Genomic DNA, 16,252 nt, shown 5'->3' with positions numbered 1-16,252 from the left:
TGCTGTTAATGTTGTTTTCCCGTGGTCTACGTGTCCTATTGTACCTACGTTTACGTGCTCTTTTTCTCTGACAAATTTTTCCTTAGCCATTTTATAAATTTACCTCCTGTTTTATTTTATTGAGATTCTGCTTTTGCTCTTTGGCCTGCAATTTCTTCAGCAATATTCTTAGGTACTTCTTCATATTTTTCAAATACCATTGAGAATGTAGCTCTACCTTGAGTAATTGATCTTAAATCTGTTGCATATCCAAACATTTCTGCAAGAGGTACCTCGGCTCTAATTGTAACAGTAGGTCCTTTTTTTTCTGTACCGAGGATTTTTCCTCTTCTTTTAGAAAGATCACCCATTACATCTCCCATATACTCTTCAGGTGTATCTACTTCAACAAGCATAATAGGTTCAAGTAATACTGGATTTGCTTTTTTAGCTGCATCTCTAAATGCCATAGAACCTGCAATTTTAAATGCTATTTCAGAAGAGTCAACTTCATGATAAGAACCATCAATGAGTGTTGCTTTAACACCTATTACTGGGTATCCTGCAACTATACCATTTTTCATTGCTTCTCTTATACCTTCATCAACAGCAGGAATAAATTCTTTTGGAATTACTCCACCAACAATTTTATCTTCAAACTCATATTCTTTTTCTTTTAATGGTTCAATTTCTATAATTGCATGACCATATTGTCCTCTACCACCAGACTGTCTAATAAATTTACCTTCACCTTTAGCTGGTTTAGTAATAGTTTCTTTGTAAGCAACTTGAGGCTTACCTACATTAACATCTATGTTATATTCTCTTTTCATTCTATCTACCATAATTTCAAGGTGAAGCTCACCCATTCCATGAATTAAGGTTTGATTAGTTTCAGGATCAACTGAAACTTTAAATGTAGGGTCCTCTTTCATAAATTTATTTAAAACTTGAGATAATTTTTCTTGATCTGATTTTGTTTTTGGTTCAATAGCCATAGCAATAACAGGCTCTGGGAATTCCATAGATTCAAGTATTATTGGGTGTTGTGGATCTGAAAGTGTATCACCTGTTGTAGTATCAAGACCAACAGCAGCTGCTATATCTCCAGCATAAACTTCAGTTATTTCTTCCCTTTGATTTGCATGCATTCTAAGAATTCTACCAACTCTAACTTTTTTATTTTTATTTGCAATTAATACAGTATCTCCTGCTCTTACTACTCCTGAATATACTCTAAAGTATGTAAGCTGTCCTGCATATGGATCAGCCATAACTTTAAATGCTAAAGCACAGAAAGGTTCATCATCAGAAGCATGTCTAACTTCTTCTTCTCCAGTATTTGGATTAATCCCTTTAACAGGTGGAACATCAACTGGGGATGGTAAAAAGTCTATTACTGCATCAAGCAGTGGTTGTACACCTTTATTTTTGAATGCAGAACCACAAAGCATTGGAACTAAAGTTCTTTCAATAGTTGCTTTTCTTAAAGCTTTTTTAAGCTCATCAGAAGAGATTTCTTCTCCTTCTAAATATTTCTCCATTAACTCTTCATCTGTTTCTACAATAGCTTCTACTAATTTTTCACGCCATTCTTCTGCTTGATCTTTTAATTCTTCAGGTATATCAGTTATATTGTATTTTGCTCCAAGTTCATCTCCTTCCCAGATATAAGCTTTCATTTCAAAAAGATCTACAACACCTTTAAAATTATCTTCTGCTCCTATTGGTATCTGTATAGGTACTGGTTTTGCACCTAATTTTTCAATTATATCTTCATAAACTTTAAAGAAATCTGCTCCAGTTCTATCCATTTTATTAACAAAAGCTATTCTAGGAACACCAAATTTATCTGCCCATCTCCAGTTTGCTTCTGACTGAGGTTGTACTGCTTCAACAGAAGAAAATACAAAAACAATACCATCAAGAGCTTTCATTGAACGAACAACTTCAACTCCAAAATCAACGTGCCCTGGTGTATCAATAATATTTAATTGATATCCTTTCCAGTATGCTGCTGTAGTTGCAGATGTTATTGTAATACCTCTTTCTTTTTCCTGTTCCATCCAGTCCATAGTAGCTGCGCCTTCATGAACTTCACCTATTTTATAAGTTTTACCTGTATAAAAAAGGATTCTTTCTGTAGTTGTTGTTTTCCCTGCATCAATATGAGCAACTATTCCTATATTTCTTATTTTTTCAATAGGCACTTGCCTTGCCATCTTATTTATTCCTCCAATATTTTAATTACCATCTGTAATGTGCAAAAGCTTTATTTGCTTCAGCCATTCTATGAGTATCTTCTTTCTTCTTAAATGCGCCACCTCTTTCATTGTAAGCATCAAAAAGTTCATTAGCTAACTTTTCAATCATTGTATAGTTGCCTTTTCCACTTCTACTTCTTGCTGCTTCTACAAGCCATCTTAATGCTAATGACTCTTGTCTTCTTGGTGGTACTTCCATTGGAACTTGATATGTTGAACCACCAACTCTTCTTGGTCTTACTTCCATTACAGGTTTTAAATTTTCTATAGCTTTATGTAAAGCTTCTAAAGGTGGTTCTCCTGTTTTTTCTGCTAAAATTTGCATTGCAGTATATACTATTTTTTCTGCTTTAGATTTTTTTCCATCAAGCATTACTTTATTTATTAATTTATGCACTAAAACATCGTTATAAACTGGATCTGGCATTATTTCTCTTGGTTTTACAGGACCTTTTCTTGGCATTTTTTAACCTCTCCTTAATTATTTCTTAGCTTCTTTTGGTTTTTTTGTTCCATATTTAGAACGAGATTGTCTTCTATCTTTAACACCTGCAGCATCAAGGGCACCACGAATAATTTTATATCTAACCCCAGGCAAGTCCTTAACCCTTCCACCTCTAACTAAAACTATTGAGTGCTCTTGAAGGTTATGTCCTTCACCTGGAATATAACATGTAACTTCATAACCATTTGAAAGTCTTACCCTTGCAACTTTCCTTAATGCAGAGTTTGGCTTCTTAGGGGTAGTAGTATATACTCTTACACAAACTCCTCTTTTTTGAGGATTTCCTTCTAATGCAGGTGCTTTAGATTTTTTAGTTACCTTTTCTCTTCCTTTCCTAACTAACTGGTTTATTGTTGGCACAGTATATCCTCCTTTAAAATATAAAGACAAACAAAAATTATAATGCAAACATAAAAAAAAATCAATATTTGCCAAACTTACTTATTTGAAAGTTTAATCTAAATACTATTAATATATTAACATATTAATACAAAGAGGGAAAAATCCCTCTTTAATATATTATTCTTCCTCAGATTCTTTTTTTATTTTTGTAAGTTCATCTACTAATATTGCATCTACTTTTGAGTATTCTTTAATTCCTGTTCCTGCAGGTACAATATTACCAATAATAACATTTTCTTTAAGTCCTTCAAGATGATCTTCTTTTCCTTCTATTGCAGCATCTGCAAGGACTCTTGTTGTTTCTTGGAAAGATGCTGCAGATATCCAGCTTTTTGTAGATAATGATGCTTTAGTTATACCAACAAGCACAGGTTCAGCTTTTGGTGGTTTTCCTCCTTCTTCAAGAATTCTTTGTACTTCCTCTTCAAGATCAACTTTGTCAATAATCTCATTTAATAAGAATTTACTATCTCCAGGATCTACTATTTTAACTTTTCTCAAAATCTGTCTTATAATCACTTCAAAATGTTTATCGTTAATATCAACCCCTTGTAATCTATAAACCATTTGAACTTCTTTAAGTAAGAATTGTGCTAATTCTTCAGGCCCATTAATTTTAAGAATATCATGTGGATTAGGTGTACCATCTGTAAGAGGATCTCCTGCTTTAACTTGTTCTCCATCTTTTACGATGATGAATTTACCTTTAGGTATGAAGTATTCTTTTTGTAATCCTGTATCTTTATTAAATACAACAACTTTTGTACCTTTTGATTTTAGTCTTATTATTCCTTCAAACTCAGCAATAATAGTTCCATCATCTGTAATTTTTTGACCTTCTTGAACATGTTGTCCGTTTTTAACCATAATTAAAGAGTTTTCTGGGATTTTATATGTTCTTGATTCCCCTTTTATAGGATTATATAGGATAACTTCATCAGCATCTTCAAATAGTCTTACTATTCCATCTATTTCTGAAACTACTGCTTTATTTTTAGGTTCTCTTGCTTCAAGAAGTTCTTCAACTCTTGGAAGACCACCAACAATATCTCTAACTTTTGCTTTTTCTCTTGGTATTTTTGCTATTGTATCACCTTCATTTACTTTAAAATCTTCTACAGTTTCCAAATAATTATGGTACACATCAGCATGCTCATCTTCAGAACAAGCAAGACATTTATCCCATTTTGATTTTATTTTATCTCTTGGTATTAATAATAATGTATTAACTGGTAAGTCGTAGATGTACTCTTTTCCATCTTCACCTTTTATTACCATTCTAGGTGTGTGAAGAACTGCATCCTTAGGTCTCATAAAGCTAATTTCAAGGTTAGTTTTTCCTGTAATACTATCTCTTTCCTCTTTAATTGTAACATCAAGTATTATATCTCTAAGTTCAAGTTTACCGGCTTTTTCTGCGATAATAGGTATAGAGAATGGATCCCATTCTACTAAAACATCTCCTGGTTTTACTTTTTGTCCATCTTTAATTTTAAGTTCAGCTCCATAAGGTGCTGGGTATCTTTCTAATATTTTTCCTTCTTCATCTACAATTTTTATAATACCATCTCTATTAATAATAAGTTCTTTTCCTTCTTTATTTTGAACTGTTTTTACATTTAATAATTTAACAAAACCTTCTTGTTGAGCAACATGTTTTGTTTGTGTTGCTTGAGCTGTAGCAGCACCACCTATATGGAAAGTTCTCATTGTAAGCTGTGTACCTGGTTCCCCAATTGATTGAGCACCTATAATACCTACTGCTTCTCCAATATCAACAAGTTTTCTTTGAGAAAAGTCTCTTCCATAACATTTAGCACATATTCCTCTTTTCATTTCACAAGTTAAAGCAGATCTAATTTTAACTTCTTCAATTCCTGCATTTTCAATTTCTTGAGCTTTTTCTTCTGTTATCTCTTCATCTCTTTTTACAATTATTTCATTTGTATAAGGATCAACTATGTCTTCTGCTGCATATCTTCCTATTATTCTATCTTTTAATGGAACAATTATTTCTCCCCCTTCTATTATTGAAGATACTGTTATACCTTTTAAAGTTCCACAATCTTCATTTGTAATTATTACATCTTGTGCAACGTCAACTAATCTTCTTGTTAAATATCCTGCCACTGCTGTTTTTAATGCAGTATCTGCAAGACCTTTTCTAGCTCCATATGTTGATATGAAATACTCTATAACTGTTAATCCTTCTCTAAAGTTTGAACGGATAGGTGTTTCAATAAATTCACCTGAGTGTTTTGCCATAAGACCACGCATACCAGCAAGCTGTCTTATCTGATCCTTATTACCTCTAGCTCCAGAAAGTGCCATCATATAGATTGGATTAAATATACCTGGATATCTTTTTCCATTTTCAACTCTTTCTGCTTTTTCAAGTTCTTCAAACATTAATTTTGTAACTTTATTAGTTGTTTGAGACCATATATCAATTACTTTATTATGTCTTTCACCTTTTGTTATTATTCCATCTACATATTGTTGCCATACTTTTTCTGCTTCTTCTTCAGCTTTTTGAACTATTTCCCATTTATCAGTAGGAACAACAAGATCATTTATAGCAATAGAAATACCTGCTTTAGTTGATTGTTCAAATCCAAGCTTTTTAAGTTTATCTAATGTCTGAACTGTTATTTCATTACCAAACTGATCATAAACTTCAGATATAAGTTTAGCTACCTTTTTCTTATCTAATGGTTCATTTACAAATCTAAACCCTTCTGGAAGGATTGAGTTAAATTTCAATCTTCCAATAGTTGTTTCTAAAAATTTACCTGCTTTTGGATCTATTGGTTTTCCATCTTTCTTTTTGTTTCTAATTTTTATTTTTGCAAGGAGATCTACTTTTCCAAGTTCATAAGCAAGTAATGCCTCATCTACATTTGCAAATAATTTTCCTTCTCCTTTTGCTCCTTCAATAACTTGAGTCATATAATAAGCACCAAGAATCATATCTTGAGAAGGCATAGTAATAGGTTTTCCATGGGCTGGAGAAAGAACATTCTGAGTAGAAAGCATTAATATGTAAGATTCAAGCTGTGCTTCTACTGATAAAGGTACATGCACAGCCATTTGATCACCATCAAAGTCTGCGTTAAATGGTGGGCAAACAAGAGGGTGTAGTTTTATAGCTTTACCTTCTACTAAAACAGGCTCAAAAGCTTGAATAGACATTCTATGAAGTGTAGGTGCCCTGTTTAGTAAAACTGGATGTTGTTTTACAACTTCTTCAAGACATTCCCATACTTCTGGAGCTTTTTCTTCTACCATTCTTTTTGCATTTTTTATAGAAGTTGCATATCCTTTTTCTTCAAGTCTTCTATATACAAATGGTTTAAATAGTTCTAATGCCATCTGCTTTGGAAGACCACATTGATGCATTTCAAGATCTGGTCCTACAACAATTACAGAACGACCTGAATAATCAACCCTTTTACCAAGAAGGTTTTGTCTAAATCTTCCTTGTTTTCCTCTTAAAGAGTCTGATAAAGATTTTAAAGGTCTATTATTTTGAGTAACAATTCTTCCTCTTCTACCATTATCAATAAGAGCATCTACTGCTTCTTGAAGCATTCTTTTTTCATTTCTAATAATAATTTCAGGAGCGTCAAGTTCTATTAATCTTTTTAATCTGTTATTTCTATTTATTACTCTTCTATATAAATCATTTAAATCAGAAGTTGCAAATCTTCCTCCATCAAGAGGTATTAATGGTCTTAGATCAGGAGGAATTACAGGAATTACATCTAATATCATCCATTCTGGTTTGTTTCCTGATTTCATAAATCCTTCAATTAATCTTAACTTTCTGATTAATTTTTTAAGTTTTTGCTCAGCAACTTCCTTAAGTATTGTTTGTCTTACACTGTCTTTAATTACACTAAATGCAGGTATATCTTTGTTCTTTTCTTTGTACTTTTTATAAAGTTCTTCAATAGCTTTTACACCTGTTTCATAAACAAAAGAATCTTCACCATATTCTTGGATAAGTTCTTCTAATTCTTTTTGATGAACTAATTTTCCTACGAGTAAAGGAGTATCTTTTGGATCAACTATTAGATAATAATCTTTAGATATTAAAGCATCTATCTCTTTATCTGTTGGAAGAATATCTCCAAACTGAATTCCAAAGTCTGATAATCTTCTTGCAATCTCAGCTATAACTTTTTTATAAAGTTTATCTTGTTTTTCTTTGAAATTTATATCTAATTCATCAAAACCAATTGCATAAGTTTTTAATTCTTTTTTGAGTTTAAAAGCATATGCTTCTAAGTCTAATCTTGAAAGAACGTCTTTAACTTTCTCTGCTCCCATTCCATATTCAAATCTTTCTGAATTTTCATAATCATATGACTCTCTAAATTCTTCTTCTGATTTAACATATATTTTTACCCATTTTGTAAGACCGCCATCTAAGAATGGAATTGTTGATGGATTCTTTTCAAACTCTTCCTCTTCTTCTTCTGTTTCTGGATGTTCAATTATTAAATATGATTCAAAATATATAACCCTTTCTATATCTCTTGATGTAAGACCTAAAAGATTTCCAAGTTTAGAAGGTGTTGATTTTAAATACCATATATGAGCTACTGGTGAAGCAAGTTCTATATGTCCAAATCTTTCTCTTCTTACATCTGATCTTGTAACCTCAACACCACATCTATCACAAACTGTTCCTTCATATTTTTTCTTTTTATATTTACCACAAAGACATTCATAATCTTTTACAGGACCAAATATCTTTGCACAAAATAATCCATCTTTTTCAGGTTTTAAAGTTCTATAATTTAAAGTTTCCGGTTTTTTAACTTCTCCATGAGACCATTTTCTAATTACTTCTGGAGATGCAAGACCTAATTTTATGCCTTCAAAAGGTATGAGTCCTTTAGCTTTATTTTTGTCTATCAAGGTAAAAACCTCCTAAAAATAATGTTAAAAAGGGGAAAAATCCCCTTTTTAGGTTTAAATCTCAAATTTTTTGTTCTTTGATACTATATCAACCTGATCACAAGGTTTTGTTTCTCCATCTTCCATTTTACAGTTAACATCAAGAGCTAATGCTTTAAGTTCTCTAACAAGTACTTTAAATGATTCAGGTATTCCTACATCATAATAATATTTTCCTTTTACAATAGATTCATATACTCTTTTTCTACCTTCTATATCATCAGATTTCACTGTTAGCATTTCTTGTAATGTATATGCTGCACCATGTGCTTCAAGTGCCCAAACTTCCATTTCTCCAAGTCTTTGTCCACCAAATTGTGCTCTACCACCAAGTGGCTGTTGTGTGATAAGAGAGTAAGGTCCAGTAGAGCGGGCATGAATTTTATCATCTACCATATGTATTAATTTAAGCATATACATATATCCTGCATTTACTTCCATATCAAATTTTTCACCAGTTCTACCATCTATGAGAGTTGTTTTTCCTGTTTCTTTAAGTCCAGCTTTTCTAAGTAATTCTTTAATATCTGATTCTGTAGCACCTTCAAAAACAGGGGTAGAAATAGGAATTCCTATATTTATTAAATCTTTTAAAATATCATTTAAAGATTCTTCATCTAACTCTTTAAGATATTCTTCAAGAAGTTTTACATCTTCATCTCTTAATTTCTTAATTAATTCATCTTGAGTATCATTTGCTATTTTGTAATATTCAATAATCTTCTTAATAATTTCATCTTTACTATTTAACTTTTTAATTTCTTCACCTAATTTTTCACCAAGTTTTTTAGCGGCCAAGCCAAGGTGAGTTTCAAGTATTTGTCCAACATTCATACGAGAAGGAACACCAAGCGGGTTAAGAACTATATCTACAGGAGTTCCATCTTCAGTAAATGGCATATCTTCTACAGGTAGTACAACAGAAATAACCCCTTTATTCCCGTGTCTACCAGCCATTTTATCACCAACTTGAATCTTTCTCTTTTGGGCTATATAAACTTTTACAAGTTCATTAACTCCAGGTTTTAAATCAGCTCCTTTTTCTACTTCTTTTATCTTAGAACTATATATTTTCTCCCATAACTGTATTTGAAGTTTAGCTTTATCAATAATCTCTTTTGCCTTCTCAGTAACTTCTTTATCTTTTAAGAATCCTGCAGGATTAACAGCTATAAATTTCACAACAGAATCAAAATTTTCTTCTGTTATTTCTTTTCCAGCTTTTAGAATAGTTTTTCCTGCTATCTTAACATCTTTAGAAACTTTGCTACCTATAATAACTTCTTTTAGCTGACTATCTCTTCTATTTTGGATGAAATCTTTTTTATCTTCTAGCTCTTTTTCTAATTTTTCAATCTCTTCATTTAACAATTTTTCTAAATATGCATTTTTCTTATTACCTTTCTTTCTTGCAAATACTTGGACATCTACAACTATACCTTCTACTCCAGTAGGAACTCTTAAAGAAGTATCTTTAACATCAGATGCTTTTTCTCCAAAAATAGCAAGTAATAATTTTTCTTCTGGAGTTGGCTGTGTTTCTCCTTTTGGAGTTACTTTTCCAACAAGAATATCTCCAGGTTTTACATAAGCTCCTATTCTAACAATTCCATGCTCATCCAAGTTAGCCAAAGCCCTTTCTGAAACACCAGGAATATTCCTTGTTATTTCTTCAGAACCAAGTTTTGTTTCTCTTGCTTCAACTTCAAATTCTTCTATATGAATAGATGTAAATACATCATCTTTTACAAGCCTTTCAGATATTACAATAGCATCCTCAAAGTTATATCCTCTCCATGGCATAAATGCAACTAATACATTTTTACCAAGAGCAAGCTCTCCTTTGTATGTAGATGTTCCATCTGCTATTATTGCTCCTTTTTCAACAATATCACCTTTTCTAACTAAAGGTCTTTGATTTATACATGTTGCTTGGTTTGAACCTCTAAATTTTTTAAGTTTATATATATCCATTCCAATATCTAAAGGATCATTTTCATTTATTTCATCTTGATTAACTTTAATAACAATCTTATCTCCAGAAACATACTCTACAACGCCACCTCTTTTTGCTACAACAACAGAACCAGAATTTTTAGCTACAATCCTTTCAATTCCTGTTCCTGCAAGAGGATATTCTGTTTTTAATAATGGCACTGCTTGACGTTGCATGTTTGATCCCATTAATGCCCTGTTTGCATCGTCATGCTCTAAGAATGGAATTAAAGAAGAAGAAACAGAAACTACTTGTTTTGGAGATACATCCATATAATCAACTTCTTCTGGCCTTACAAGTCTTATATCTCCTTTTGCTCTCGCTAAAACTCTATCTCTTAAAAAGTTTCCATTTTCATCAATAGGTGCATTTGCTTGAGCTATTACATATTTTTCTTCATCATAAGCTGCTAAATATTCTATTTCATTGGTAACTTTACCATCTTTTACTTTTCTATAAGGTGTTACTAAAAATCCAAACTCATTTAAACTTGCATAAACTGTAGTTGAAGAAACAAGACCAATATTTTGGCCTTCAGGTGTTTCAATTGGACATATTCTTCCATAATGGGTAGGATGAACGTCCCTTATCTCAAATTTTGCACTATCTCTTGTTAAACCTCCTGGTCCAAGTGCTGACAATCTTCTTTTATGAGTTAACTCTGCCAATGGATTTGCTTGATCCATAAATTGAGAAAGCTGACCTGTTTTTAAAAACTCTAAAATAGATCCTGTTAAATATCTTGGATTTATGAAATTTCCTGGTTTTATAGAAGGGTCTTCTAAATCAATAGTTGCAATTCTATCTTTAAATGCTTTATTCATTCTAGCAAGACCAATTCTTGCTTGGTTTTCTAAAAGTTCTCCTACTGGTCTAACTCTTCTGTTTCCAAGATGTGCTATATCATCTAACTCTTTTTTACCAAGTCTAAGTTCAAGTAAGTACTTAACAATATTTACAATATCTGGAAGAAGTATAAATCTAGCTTCTTCATCTAAGTAAGCTTCAACTTTTATTTCTTTAAATTTAATAGATTTTAGTTTTTCAACTATTTCTGCATCAATTTTAGTCCCAGATTTTAATGTTTCATTTCCTACCTTTATATCTTCAGCTAATGCTAAAGGTGGATATTTTTCTAATAAGGTATCTAAATCTAAAGGTTTTATTACTTTTGGTATATTATGAACTTTTGCATTTATTTTAACTCTACCAACCCTTGATAAATCATATCTTTGGCTATCATAGAATATAGTTTCAAATAATTCATTTGCTCTTCTTAAGAAAGCTTTTGGATCCATTACTGCAGTATCAGTAGGTCTCATTTTTCTATAAATTTCAACTCTTGCAGCATCTTGGAAAGTGAAATCTTTATTTATTTTAGGTTGATCTTTTTTTAATGTCTCAACAATAATATTTCCATAAGGTGATTTTCTAAATATGATAGGGTCTATAGCAATTACTTCTTCTATTTCAATCCTATCATCTAATAAAAATTTATCTAAATTTTCTGGTTCTACAAATGTTTCAGCTCTAACTTTTACTTTTTTTCCTCTTTCATCTTCCTCTTCAGTAATAAAGGTTGCAAATATTTCATCATTAGAAACTTCTTCTGTAGATACTTCTAACTCTGTCTTTGGATCTATGAGTTTTCCATCCCTAACCTTATATCTTTGTATATTATCTCCATAAAACGCTTTTAAAATTTTATATGCAGTGTCTAAACCAAATGCTCTAAGTATTGTAGTTCCTAAAACTTTTCTTCTATCTAATTTTGCATTGAAAATTTCCACATTAGTTGCATATTCAAATTCTAGTCTTGAACCTTTTTCTGGTATGATAGAACCTTTATATATAATTCTTGTTAAAACATCTTTTGTTTTATCTTCTTTTCCTTCAAATAATATTCCTGATGATCTTATTAACTGAGAAACAATAATTCTTTCACTACCATTTACAATAAAGTTTGCAAATTCCGTTAGAAGTGGAACATCTCCAAAATATACTTTTTCTTTTTTTGTAAACTTAGGAATAATCTCTCCAGTTTCTGGATTAACTTGGTTTACTACAAGTTCAAGTAAAACTCTTAAAGGTGCTGAATAAGTTAATCCTTTATATTTACATTCTTCTACAGAATGTTTTTCTTTATATATTAAAACTCCTCCACAATGAGGACATTCAACACCAGGCCCACCTACAACATCTGTAGGAAGTGGCTTTTCACATTTACCACATTCCCAATCTCCAATTTCATATGCTATATATCTTATTTCTACTTGGCCATTTGGATCTACAAAAGGAAATGTATTTCTGAATATATTTTCTAAACCTTTGTCTTCCCTTTCATAAGGATTTTTATTAAACTGGACAAAATCTTCAAAAGATTGTTTTGGAATATGTAGTAAATCAGGAGGTGATACTATTTCTTTTCTTCTTTTTAATGATTTTCTGAGGGGGTTGTAATTTATATTTCTTATTTTTTTCATATTTGCACCACCTTAATGAAATTTATTTTATATTGAAATACAAAAAGGCAGACTAACCCGTTAAGGAAAGCCTGCCTTTTATTTAAAGACTAAATTCTATAAAAATGAAAGCAATATTATTTAATTTCGACTGTTGCACCAGCTTCTTCAAGTTTAGCTTTTATTTGTTCTGCTTCTTCTTTAGAAACTCCCTCTTTTATTGGTTTTGGAGCACTATCAACTAATGCTTTAGCATCTTTTAATCCAAGTCCAGTGATTTCTCTAACTACTTTAATAACATTTATTTTCTTATCTCCTGGGCTTTGGAGAATTACATCAAACTCTGTTTTTTCTTCTGCTGCTGCACCACCAGCTGCACCACCAGCTGCAGGAGCTGCTGCAACCATAGCTGCTGCAGATACACCAAACTCTTCTTCTAATTCTTTAACAAGCTCAGCAAGCTCAAGAACAGTCATGTTTTTAATTGCTTCTTTAATTTCTTCTTTTGAAATTGTTGCCATCTTATAAAAACCTCCTAAAATTTTTTCTTTAAATTAGAAATTTATTCTTCCTTTTCTTTCTTTTCTTTTATAGCATTAAGTACCATTACAGCTTTTTGTGGCACTGCATTTAAAGTTCTTACAAAGTTAGTTATAGGTGCCATCATTGTAGCAAAAAGTTGTGCAAGTAATTCTTCTCTGCTAGGCAATGATGCAAGTCTTTCAATTTCTTCAGGAGTAACATATTCACCTGTCAATAATCCTGCTTTAACTTTTGCAGTTTCTTTATCTTTTATAAACTCTTTTAAAGTTTTTGCAGCTTCAACAATATCTTCATATGCAAATATTACAGCAGATGGTCCTTTGAAAATATCTATTTTATCATAAAGAGGTGTTCCTGTGCAAGCCCTATATAAAATTGTATTTTTTATAACTTTTACTTCTGCATCTTTTCTTTTTATGTATTTTCTAAAATCTGCCATTGAGTTTGCATCAATTCCTGTAAAATCAAAAACAACCATAAGTTTTGCTCTATTTATCTTATCCTGTATTTCATCAACAATCTGTTGCTTTTTCTGTATAGCTTTTCTAACTTCTGTTGTCATTTCTTTTCCTCCACTAAATTTTAAGCAGCTTTAGCTTCAAATTCCTTCTGTAGATTTAATACATCTACTTTAACAGAAGGATCCATTGTAGCTTTAACTACTGCATTTCTTACATACTGTCCTTTTAATCCAGAAGGTTTAGCTTTTAAAACTGCATCATAAACAGCAAGAGCATTTTCATAAAGTTTTTCATTATCAAATGAAACTTTACCTATCGGAATATGAAGATTTCCATTTTTATCAACTTTAAATTCTACTCTACCTTTTTTAGCTTCTGATACTGCTTTCTTAACATCTGTTGTTACTGTACCAACTTTTGGATTTGGCATTAATCCTCTTGGACCAAGTATTCTACCAAGTTTAGCAACCTTAGGCATCATATCAGGAGTAGCTATAACAACATCAAAATCTATCCAGTTTTCATTTAATATTTTATTTATTAAATCTTCTCCACCAACATAATCTGCTCCAGCTTCTTCAGCTTCTTTTACTTTTTCACCTTGAGTAATTACTAATACTTTTTGTTCTTTACCAAGTCCATGTGGAAGGACAACAGAACCTCTAACCATCTGATCTGCATATTTAGGATCAACACCTAATCTAAAAACAAATTCTACAGTTTGATCAAAATTTCTTTTTGTTATATCTGCAATTTCTTTTACCTTTTTAATAGCTTCTTCTAAAGAATAAGTTTTTTCTTTATCAATAACTTTTAAAGCATTTAAGTATTTTTTTCCTCTTTTTGCCATCTTTTATGCCTCCATACCTTCAACTTCTATTCCCATAGAACGAGCTGTACCTGCAATAGATTTCATAGCTGCTTCAATATCTTCTGTATTCATATCTTTTAATTTAAGTTCTGCTATCTCTCTTATCTGTTGTTTTGTAACTTTACCTACTTTTTCTCTTTTAGGATCTCCTGCACCTTTCTTTATTTTTGCAGCTTCTTTTAAAAGATATGATGCTGGTGGTGTTTTTAGAATAAATGTGAAAGATCTGTCATTATAAACAGTGATAACAACTGGAACAATTGTACCTGGCTTTAATTCAGCAGTAGCTGCATTAAAAGCTTTTACAAATTCCATAATATTTACACCATGTTGACCAAGTGCTGGTCCAACTGGTGGTGATGGTGATGCTTGTTGAGCTGGTATCATCAGCTCAATTTTTCCTACTTCTTTCTTTGCCATAAATATTACACCTCCTTGAGTTTAACTAAATCTTTTCCACCTGGGAGAACTCAAGTTCAACCGGTGTGGAACGTCCAAATATTGATATTGAAACTATTAATTTTTCTTTATCTGGTATTACTTTATCTACAACACCTGTAAAATTCATAAATGGTCCTTCTATTACTCTTACTTTATCTCCAACAGAATATAAAAGTTTTTTAACTTTAGGAGCGCCTTTTTGTATTTGACCTAACACTCTTTTTACTTCTTTTTCATCAAGAGGAACAGGCATTCCTCCTGCACTTACAAAACCTATAATATAAGGTGTTTTCTTTATTAAATCTATTAAATCATCATTAAGTTCTGCTTTTATCAAAAGATAACCAGGGAAAATTTTATTTTCTAAAATAATTCTAGCTTCTGTTTTATTTTCTTTACATTGTATTTTTTGGCCAGGCTTAGATATAGGACTGTGCTGTACACAAGCTTCATCACCTTCTACACTTTCTAAAACCCTAACCTTTCCATCTTCTACTAAAAATTTTGTTATTCCTTTTTTCCCTGCTACTTCTAATTCTCTATTTCCACCTTTTAAAGATAATTTATATTTTTCTTTTCCTAAAGCTTTTATTACTACTTTTTCTTCAGCAGGAACAACAACTTCGTCAACAAGATGCTTCATATTATTTAATTCAAGCTGTTTTAATAAGTTTTCTTTAGCCCTTACTTCTAAATTAGATTGAGTATATAATGCATACCATTTCTTTTCTTCTTTTTGTTCTTCTTTGTTATCTTCTATATTGTTTTCTACTTTTTTTTCTTCTTTTTTCTCTTCTGTCATTTTCACACCTCAAATCATCTAAAAAGGAAATCTATTACTCTACTAAAAACTATATCCCATATCCATAAATATATAGAAACTATCAATGTAAAGATAATAACAGCTATAGTTGCATTCTTTACAAGTTCCTGTGAAGGCCAAGTAACTTTTTTTAATTCTTCTTTAACTTCTTTTAAAAATTTTATTATTTCATTTATACCCATTTTTTACCATTAAACGGGGCAAGGAGGACTCGAACCCCCAACCTGCGGATTTGGAGTCCGCTGCTCTGCCAAATTGAGCTATTGCCCCAATAATCTATTATTTAGCTTCTCTATGGATTGTATGCTTTCTACAAAATCTACAATACTTTCTAAGCTCTAATCTATCTGGATGCTTTCTTTTATTTTTAGTTGTTGTATAGTTTTTTCTTTTACATTCTGTACAAACTAAAGTTATTATTTCTCTAGCCATTTAATTACCTCTCCTTACTCAATAATTTCAGTAACAACACCAGCACCAACAGTTCTTCCACCTTCTCTAATAGCAAATCTCATTTGCTCTTCTATTGCTACTGGCACC

General features: G+C 31.4%; 14 protein-coding genes and 1 tRNA gene. All 15 read right to left on the bottom strand.

What is annotated here, in order from left to right; genetic code table 11:
* The coding region (locus tag CLV39_RS00160) for a GTP-binding protein (RefSeq protein WP_211325005.1) at nucleotides 1-90 on the bottom strand (90 nt) is incomplete at its 3' end.
* Between the two features lie 26 nt (nucleotides 91-116).
* A complete protein-coding gene (gene fusA, locus CLV39_RS00155) occupies nucleotides 117-2,201 on the bottom strand; it encodes an elongation factor G (RefSeq protein ID WP_121922219.1) in 2,085 nt (694 codons plus the stop codon).
* A gap of 25 nt (nucleotides 2,202-2,226) precedes the next feature.
* Nucleotides 2,227-2,706, bottom strand: a complete 480-nt coding sequence (gene rpsG / locus CLV39_RS00150; protein ID WP_121922218.1) for a 30S ribosomal protein S7 — start codon at nucleotides 2,704-2,706, stop codon at nucleotides 2,227-2,229.
* Nucleotides 2,707-2,724: 18 nt separating this feature from the next.
* Nucleotides 2,725-3,108, bottom strand: a complete 384-nt coding sequence (rpsL, locus tag CLV39_RS00145) for a 30S ribosomal protein S12 (RefSeq protein WP_121922217.1) — start codon at nucleotides 3,106-3,108, stop codon at nucleotides 2,725-2,727.
* Between the two features lie 159 nt (nucleotides 3,109-3,267).
* Nucleotides 3,268-8,076 (bottom strand): DNA-directed RNA polymerase subunit beta', encoded by a 4,809-nt coding sequence (rpoC, locus tag CLV39_RS00140; protein ID WP_121922216.1) that lies wholly within the window; start codon nucleotides 8,074-8,076, stop codon nucleotides 3,268-3,270.
* A 54-nt stretch (nucleotides 8,077-8,130) separates the two neighbouring features.
* Nucleotides 8,131-12,594, bottom strand: coding sequence for a DNA-directed RNA polymerase subunit beta (gene rpoB, locus CLV39_RS00135; protein ID WP_121922215.1), 4,464 nt, complete (start codon nucleotides 12,592-12,594; stop codon nucleotides 8,131-8,133).
* A 116-nt stretch (nucleotides 12,595-12,710) separates the two neighbouring features.
* On the bottom strand, nucleotides 12,711-13,094 hold the full coding sequence (rplL, locus tag CLV39_RS00130) for a 50S ribosomal protein L7/L12 (protein ID WP_121922214.1): 384 nt from the start codon (nucleotides 13,092-13,094) through the stop codon (nucleotides 12,711-12,713).
* A gap of 41 nt (nucleotides 13,095-13,135) precedes the next feature.
* Nucleotides 13,136-13,678 (bottom strand): 50S ribosomal protein L10, encoded by a 543-nt coding sequence (gene rplJ, locus CLV39_RS00125; RefSeq protein ID WP_121922213.1) that lies wholly within the window; start codon nucleotides 13,676-13,678, stop codon nucleotides 13,136-13,138.
* Nucleotides 13,679-13,698: 20 nt separating this feature from the next.
* A complete protein-coding gene (gene rplA, locus CLV39_RS00120; protein WP_121922212.1) occupies nucleotides 13,699-14,427 on the bottom strand; it encodes a 50S ribosomal protein L1 in 729 nt (242 codons plus the stop codon).
* Between the two features lie 3 nt (nucleotides 14,428-14,430).
* Nucleotides 14,431-14,868 carry a 50S ribosomal protein L11 gene (rplK, locus tag CLV39_RS00115; protein ID WP_121922211.1) on the bottom strand — a complete coding sequence of 146 codons (438 nt, stop codon included), beginning with the start codon at nucleotides 14,866-14,868 and terminating at the stop codon, nucleotides 14,431-14,433.
* Nucleotides 14,869-14,893: 25 nt separating this feature from the next.
* On the bottom strand, nucleotides 14,894-15,691 hold the full coding sequence (gene nusG / locus CLV39_RS00110; RefSeq protein WP_121922210.1) for a transcription termination/antitermination protein NusG: 798 nt from the start codon (nucleotides 15,689-15,691) through the stop codon (nucleotides 14,894-14,896).
* A 14-nt stretch (nucleotides 15,692-15,705) separates the two neighbouring features.
* Nucleotides 15,706-15,894: a preprotein translocase subunit SecE gene (gene secE / locus CLV39_RS00105; protein ID WP_121922209.1), complete on the bottom strand. Its 189-nt coding sequence runs from the start codon at nucleotides 15,892-15,894 to the stop codon at nucleotides 15,706-15,708.
* 14 nt (nucleotides 15,895-15,908) lie between these two features.
* Nucleotides 15,909-15,982: transfer RNA gene (locus CLV39_RS00100), tRNA-Trp, on the bottom strand.
* 9 nt (nucleotides 15,983-15,991) lie between these two features.
* Nucleotides 15,992-16,144 carry a 50S ribosomal protein L33 gene (gene rpmG, locus CLV39_RS00095; RefSeq protein ID WP_121922208.1) on the bottom strand — a complete coding sequence of 51 codons (153 nt, stop codon included), beginning with the start codon at nucleotides 16,142-16,144 and terminating at the stop codon, nucleotides 15,992-15,994.
* Nucleotides 16,145-16,158: 14 nt separating this feature from the next.
* Nucleotides 16,159-16,252, bottom strand: a 94-nt coding sequence (locus CLV39_RS00090; RefSeq protein ID WP_211325003.1) for an EF-Tu C-terminal domain-related protein, incomplete at its 5' end; no start/stop codon positions are given.

The sequence above is a fragment of the Hydrogenothermus marinus genome, from assembly GCF_003688665.1.
Lineage (GTDB): Bacteria > Aquificota > Aquificia > Aquificales > Hydrogenothermaceae > Hydrogenothermus > Hydrogenothermus marinus.
This window is presented reverse-complemented; position numbering and strand designations above follow the sequence as displayed.

Coding starts and splice junctions, on each gene's coding strand:
- fusA (WP_121922219.1), bottom strand. CDS start 2,201: ATGGCAAGGCAAGTGCCTATTGAAAAAATAAGAAATATAGGAATAGTT.
- rpsG (WP_121922218.1), bottom strand. CDS start 2,706: ATGCCAAGAAAAGGTCCTGTAAAACCAAGAGAAATAATGCCAGATCCA.
- rpoB (WP_121922215.1), bottom strand. CDS start 12,594: ATGAAAAAAATAAGAAATATAAATTACAACCCCCTCAGAAAATCATTA.
- rplL (WP_121922214.1), bottom strand. CDS start 13,094: ATGGCAACAATTTCAAAAGAAGAAATTAAAGAAGCAATTAAAAACATG.
- rplJ (WP_121922213.1), bottom strand. CDS start 13,678: ATGACAACAGAAGTTAGAAAAGCTATACAGAAAAAGCAACAGATTGTT.
- rplA (WP_121922212.1), bottom strand. CDS start 14,427: ATGGCAAAAAGAGGAAAAAAATACTTAAATGCTTTAAAAGTTATTGAT.
- rplK (WP_121922211.1), bottom strand. CDS start 14,868: ATGGCAAAGAAAGAAGTAGGAAAAATTGAGCTGATGATACCAGCTCAA.
- nusG (WP_121922210.1), bottom strand. CDS start 15,691: ATGACAGAAGAGAAAAAAGAAGAAAAAAAAGTAGAAAACAATATAGAA.
- secE (WP_121922209.1), bottom strand. CDS start 15,894: ATGGGTATAAATGAAATAATAAAATTTTTAAAAGAAGTTAAAGAAGAA.
- rpmG (WP_121922208.1), bottom strand. CDS start 16,144: ATGGCTAGAGAAATAATAACTTTAGTTTGTACAGAATGTAAAAGAAAA.